Here is a 5,717-nt window from a genome sequence, read left to right on the forward strand (position 1 = left end):
TAAACATATAGATTCTTTGCATACACAAATCATTGATCTGTACAATGGACAATTCTTTAATAAATCCATATATTTACGACATTGATCATCGCGTCGATTCAGTAGTCATCGAACAATTTTTCAGAACGCTCATGCACGAACTACGAAGGACTTAGAGATGGAATAAACGCCACAAATAAACATATTGGCTACACGCTGACCCATCGATAAAACATATCAGAAATATGAACCCCGAGGAAATAGAGACATCTTTAAATTTAATTATGGATCATCAAATGATCGAAATACCAAGCGGGCAAATTGAACTGCGAGATGATAGAACAAAGCATAAATGGACGGTAGAGATTGAGCGTTTTTTTCTTGCAAAATTTCCCGTAACACAGGATTTATATTTTGAAGTAACTAAAAAAAGCCCGAGTGCTTTTAAAGGAAACAAGCTGCCTGTAGAAACAGTTTCTTGGCGAGATGCTGCAATTTTCTGTAATTTGCTGTCGTTAAAGTCAGAGCTAGAACCCTGCTATGTTTTGGATGAAGAAAAACAAGATTTTGTTTACAACAAAACAGCCAACGGTTTTCGGCTACCAACAGAAGCAGAATGGGAATACGCTTGTAAGGGCGGCACATCGGCAATCAGATATGGCGAATTAGATTTAATTGCTTGGTATAAACATAATTCGGAACAAAAACCCCATCATGTTGGACTGAAAGAACCAAATATGTGGGGACTACACGATATGTTGGGTAACGTTTGGGAATGGTGTTCTGACGTGTATGATACGAATGTTTACGGCTCATATCGTATTTTTAGGGGTGGCGGTTGGTGCGATGAAGCTCGCAGTGTAATGGCTACAACGCGAAGACGAAGCCATCCGTCAAAATTCAAAATTGACGATCTAGGTTTTAGAATTGCAAGAAACAACACGGGCAGTTAAACGCACTTCGCTGTTTAGCGAAAAAGCAACCATTAGATTTAATACCAATATTGTAAACGCGATCACATGAAAAATTCTATACTGAGAATAGTTCCGAATATTTATACGAACAATATGGAAGAAAGCAAAAAGTTTTATACTGAGTTTCTGGACATGGAGTTAGTTATGGATATGGAATGGATTTTAACTTTTGCTTCCAAAGGGAACTCTCGAGCGCAGATCTCCATTTTTCGAAACGATAAAAATGAACCTTTGGACAATAAAGCTATTTTCTTGTCTATTGAGGTGTCAGATATTAACGAATGGTATGAACGAGCAAAAGAACAAAACATTGAAATTGTTTATCCCTTAACGATCGAACAGTGGGGTGTCAAACGTTTTTTTGTGAGGGAACCTAGTGGAGCAACAATCAATTTATTGTCACATCAAGTATAATTTAGAAAACGGAACATACCTCCCTTCCAAGGTTTTTACGCGGAGGGGAGGTAAGTATCTGACAATCGTTTACTTGAAAAAAATATTGGATCTCTATCTATAGTTCATCGGGATATGGTATGAGGTTACCCCCCTGTTTGTACACGGGCATCTGAGCCCCCCAAGCACGAAGCTTATCCGATAATATTTTTGAAAGCTCATCGCATTTTGTTTTGTTTCTTGTTGCAATGTCATCTGTTTCGCCAATGTCTTTTGCCAAATCAAACAGTTCGACTTTAGACTTTTTCATATTATAGACTAGCTTGTAATTGTCCTTTCGAACAGCGGAGAAAAAATTGATTCCAGGTCCATCAGGTTTTGTCCATTTGTTTGGAAAATGCCATACCAGGGCCCTTTCTTTCCAGCTGTTGTTTTTACTACCTTCCAGCAATGGGACGAGACTTACGCCGTCAATGGTGCCCTGTTTTAGCTGAGGATCCTCGACCTTCGCAACATCCAGTAGTGTAGGAAAAAGATCCTCCATGATCACCGGTGAATCTTCAGTTTTTGGCTTAGTACCCGCCGCACTTTTCACAATAAGAGGTACTCGGATTCCTCCTTCATAGAGCGATCCTTTTCCCGCGCGCAATGGTAAATTTTGGGTATGAATTTCTCCCGAACGCATTGGTGGAATACTCAGTCCTCCGTTGTCACTCACGAAAACAATAACTGTATTGTCATAAACTCCACGTTGCTTCAAAAACTGAACAACATCTCCTATACTTTGATCGTACCCCTCAACTAATGACGCGTATGCTGCCTCGGTAGAATCTAATCCGGAATCTATATACCGTTGAAAGAAACGTGGGTCAGACTGAATTGGAACATGCACAGCGTAGTTTGAAAAATGAAGGAAGAAAGGTTCTTTTCTTTTAATTGGTTCCTCCATGGCTTTAATTGCCTCTTTAGTAAGAGCGTCCGTTAAAAAAGTGTCGGTGCCATAATATTCCATCAAACCCGGAACCGCTTGATAACTTGCTTTTCCGGGAATATTACCATAATTGTCCTCGCCGTAGTAACTTTGTGGATGGCCGGCTGAGTGACCAGCAATGTTAACTATGAAGCCTAGGTTAGAGGGGTTTGCCCCCGGCGTGCCAGCAGCGCCCCAATGAGCTTTACCGACGTGAATGGTAAAATAACCTGCTTGTTTCAATAACGCCGGTAACGGCGTCGCGGCGACAGTATGCGGCACATCACCATCCGGGCTCAATCCATTGATATTCCACTGGGGAGGCGTCAACATCTCGTCGCTATTATCAGTAGGTCTGTTCGCTAAAGGATGTGTCCAGTTTGTGACCTTATGGTGTGCAGCATTCAGACCTGTAAGAAAGCTGACTCTCGAAGGAGTACATACTGGCGTGGCGTAAGCATTCGTGAACTTAGTGGATTCTTTCGCCAATTGTTCCAGATGAGGTGTGTTAAATTTTCGATTTATTGGTGTTTCATTTTTATAGAACGGCTCAGAGGTATCCTGCCATCCCAAATCATCCACAAAAAACACAACAATATTTGGGGCCGCGGACTGTCCATGTAAACTACCCAGCAGATTAACAAGGAGCAAAAGAACCCCTAAAAATTTAAAATATTTTGTCTTTATCATATATTAGATATTTTCTATTATAACATTCTATTCGTTCCCTGCTCATAAAACAGCGATCCGATTTTAAATTATATATTGACTTAAGATACGCCGAAATACGATATTTTCGGAGTTCCTTTACTGGTTTTTATTACAAGCCGCACTTTAGTGATATCTGTCGGAGACTCGATCTGATAGATAAATTTATGACCGATAGAGGTCCCTGCGAAAAGCACTTGCCAAGTATTATTTTTGAAGGCTTGGATTTCAAATTTCTGCACCCGTTGACCAAAGGTCAAATCTTCTTTTACGATTAAATGTTTGGGAGTTTTATCTTTTGGAACGCTCAATGAAAGTTCCTTCTCACCTGAGTCTTCCACAAAAGCTATTGGGACTTCAAAGAGCGACTTAATTTTATCCCCAAAGGCTTTTAATGTATCTGCATCGTGCTTTGGTAGGAGCCCGGACGGATCTGGGGTTAACCCCAATATTAATGTAGAATTGTGGCCTACAGAATTCTTGTACATATCAACAAGATGATCCACTGGATATATATGTTTCTCGTCATCTGGCTCCCAAAACCATTCATGGCGTCCTTGATGACCACGCAAGGGCGCGTCTGACATTGCTGGCATATAATACTGTCCGTCGCTGTCGCCATGTTTTAGCAATTTGAAGTTGTCTTTCGCAATGTACTCCGTATTATTAGCATGTGAATATGGAAAAGGATAGGTAGACCAGCAGGGATAAGGTACAGTTCCTGTCTCACTTCCTCCCCAGCGGAAATCCGCTCGTTCGGCATTGTGATAGAAAAGACAATTGGGTTGATTTTTTTCGACAACTGGCAATACGTCCGCACCATATGTTTTAGGATCAGAAGCACCACCGTCAAACCAAATCATAAATAAATCACCGTACCGCGAAGTAAGCTCATCTACCATGCCTTCACACATCTTTTTATAGGCTTGTTGACGATGTGCTGCAAATCGACTTTCTCCTTCTACTCTGAAGTCGTGAACACCTAAAAATGAGTTCCATCTTATCCCTACGTAAATACCTGGCCTGAGTCCATATTTTCGACAAGAGTTTACAAAATCTTGCACGATATCTCCGTTTCCATCGCGCCAGTCAATAGCTTTTAGACTGTATGGATTGACATCGCTTTGATATAAGGCAAATCCGGTCTCATGGGTGGCAGTAATAATCGCAAACTTTGCCCCCGCCGACTTAGCTGCCCGTATCCACTGATCAGTATCAAGGCTGTCGGGCGAAAACAGATCGTTGTAATTATTTAAGGGAACTATTCTATTCTCCCCTTGATTATACTTCTTGCCATCAAAAACGTGTAAGTCGTAATGAAAAATTACGCCAAGCTCCGCCTGCTGCCAAACTAACTGTGAAGAGGTAGGTTTAGGCAAATCTTGGGCATTAACAACCCCAAATATTATAAACAGGGAAAACACTACAGCTTTTTTCAATGTATCCATAAGAAAGTTAGGTTCTAATTCCTCTTCCCCAGCAACCAGTACACGAAAGGGCTTCCTCTGGAAATCTTCGTTATCTTGAGAAAAATACTTTCTGAACAGTCCCAGGTACGAAAATCGAACTTGTTTGCTTGTATTCATTCTATTTCATTTGACTTTAATCCAATTCGCAACATCGGAACTGAATAAAAAGTATTACTTGAATAATCTAATAACCGTCGTTTTGTTCTAGTTTCGGATTGGCATCGATCTGCTGAAGCGGGATGGGAAAAACGACATGATGATTTTTGGCTGCATGTCCCCGAGCGATCGCTGAACTAATAAACTTACCATGGCGAATAAGGTCCTCACGACGAAGTCCTTCCGAATAAAATTCACGTCCCCTTTCCGCTAGAATAAAGTCTCGAAATGCATCCTTTGAAGAAAAATCGCCTATTGCAACTGCAGAAGCAGAAGCTCGCTGTCGCACGACATTCACTAGGTCAATGCAGTTTTGATTTGGCCCTTCCAATTCATTTATCGCCTCAGCCTTACACAATAATACATCTGCATAACGAACAAAAACGATATCGTTCCCCATAGCCTCTCCCAGCCCGCTTGGATCTGGCCAATACTTAAAGCTTCTGACGTCATCTAGTTCCTTTCCATCTTTGTTTTCAAGAAGGTCAACCTGTTTACCCGCGATATCTGTATAATTTCGGATTATAAGCGCCCTACGTTTGTCATCCTCCTCGAATGTTTTATAAAATGCCGAATACGTACGAAATTGAGCTCCGAAATTGACCCAGTTTGTCATAATTGGATAATTCGGAGGAAAGGCATGCGCCATATAGTTATTATGATGTCCTGATTGTGCAATACACGAGGCGCGAAAAATAAATTCTTTATTATTCTCACCGTCTACGGCAAAAAGCTTGGTGTAATCGTCAAACAACTGATATTGATTTAATGCCTCGATTTTGGATGCGATCGTTCGAACTTGCTCCCAATTTTTTTCTTTCAAATAGAGCTTCATTTGATAGGCAAGCGCCGCGCCACGCGTAGCGCGACCAATTGGATTCTCTACGACAGGCAGCTGTTCTGCTGCGAATTCCAAATCAGCAATCAAATAATTCAAAAACGTTGTCTTATCGGCGCGAGGTGTGTTTTTCCCAAGTTCTTCAATCTCCTGCGGTGTTGCTCCGACCGGTATATCGACTACGGGAGTCGGGCCAAAAGTATTATATAAATAATAATAGGAAACTGCTC

5 protein-coding genes are annotated in these 5,717 nt (G+C 41.2%); 2 read left to right on the forward strand and 3 right to left on the reverse strand.

Going from position 1 to position 5,717, the window contains the following annotated elements; genetic code table 11:
- The first annotated feature begins 224 nt into the window (after window positions 1-224).
- Both HP439_RS17405 and HP439_RS17410 read left to right on the forward strand, forming a co-directional pair.
- Window positions 225-932, forward strand: a complete 708-nt coding sequence (locus HP439_RS17405; protein WP_172391609.1) for a formylglycine-generating enzyme family protein — start codon at window positions 225-227, stop codon at window positions 930-932.
- 66 nt (window positions 933-998) lie between these two features.
- Entirely contained in the window at window positions 999-1,367 is a 369-nt protein-coding gene (locus tag HP439_RS17410; RefSeq protein ID WP_172391610.1) for a VOC family protein, read from the forward strand.
- A gap of 97 nt (window positions 1,368-1,464) precedes the next feature.
- On the opposite strand, the gene HP439_RS17415 is transcribed toward HP439_RS17410, so the two are convergent.
- The 3 genes from HP439_RS17415 to HP439_RS17425 all read right to left on the reverse strand — a co-directional run.
- Window positions 1,465-3,006, reverse strand: coding sequence for a sulfatase (locus HP439_RS17415; RefSeq protein ID WP_172391611.1), 1,542 nt, complete (start codon window positions 3,004-3,006; stop codon window positions 1,465-1,467).
- A gap of 80 nt (window positions 3,007-3,086) precedes the next feature.
- Entirely contained in the window at window positions 3,087-4,610 is a 1,524-nt protein-coding gene (locus HP439_RS17420; RefSeq protein ID WP_216657893.1) for an alpha-L-fucosidase, read from the reverse strand.
- Between the two features lie 67 nt (window positions 4,611-4,677).
- Window positions 4,678-5,717, reverse strand: a 1,040-nt coding sequence (locus HP439_RS17425) for a RagB/SusD family nutrient uptake outer membrane protein (RefSeq protein WP_172391612.1), incomplete at its 5' end; no start/stop codon positions are given.

It is taken from the genome of Sphingobacterium shayense (genome assembly GCF_013179575.1).
Lineage (GTDB): Bacteria > Bacteroidota > Bacteroidia > Sphingobacteriales > Sphingobacteriaceae > Sphingobacterium > Sphingobacterium shayense.

Excerpts from the sequence above, each read along its gene's own strand:
- HP439_RS17415 (WP_172391611.1), bottom strand. The coding sequence starts at position 3,006 with ATGATAAAGACAAAATATTTTAAATTTTTAGGGGTTCTTTTGCTCCTT.
- HP439_RS17420 (WP_216657893.1), bottom strand. The coding sequence starts at position 4,610 with ATGAATACAAGCAAACAAGTTCGATTTTCGTACCTGGGACTGTTCAGA.
- HP439_RS17410 (WP_172391610.1), top strand. The coding sequence starts at position 999 with ATGAAAAATTCTATACTGAGAATAGTTCCGAATATTTATACGAACAAT.
- HP439_RS17405 (WP_172391609.1), top strand. The coding sequence starts at position 225 with ATGAACCCCGAGGAAATAGAGACATCTTTAAATTTAATTATGGATCAT.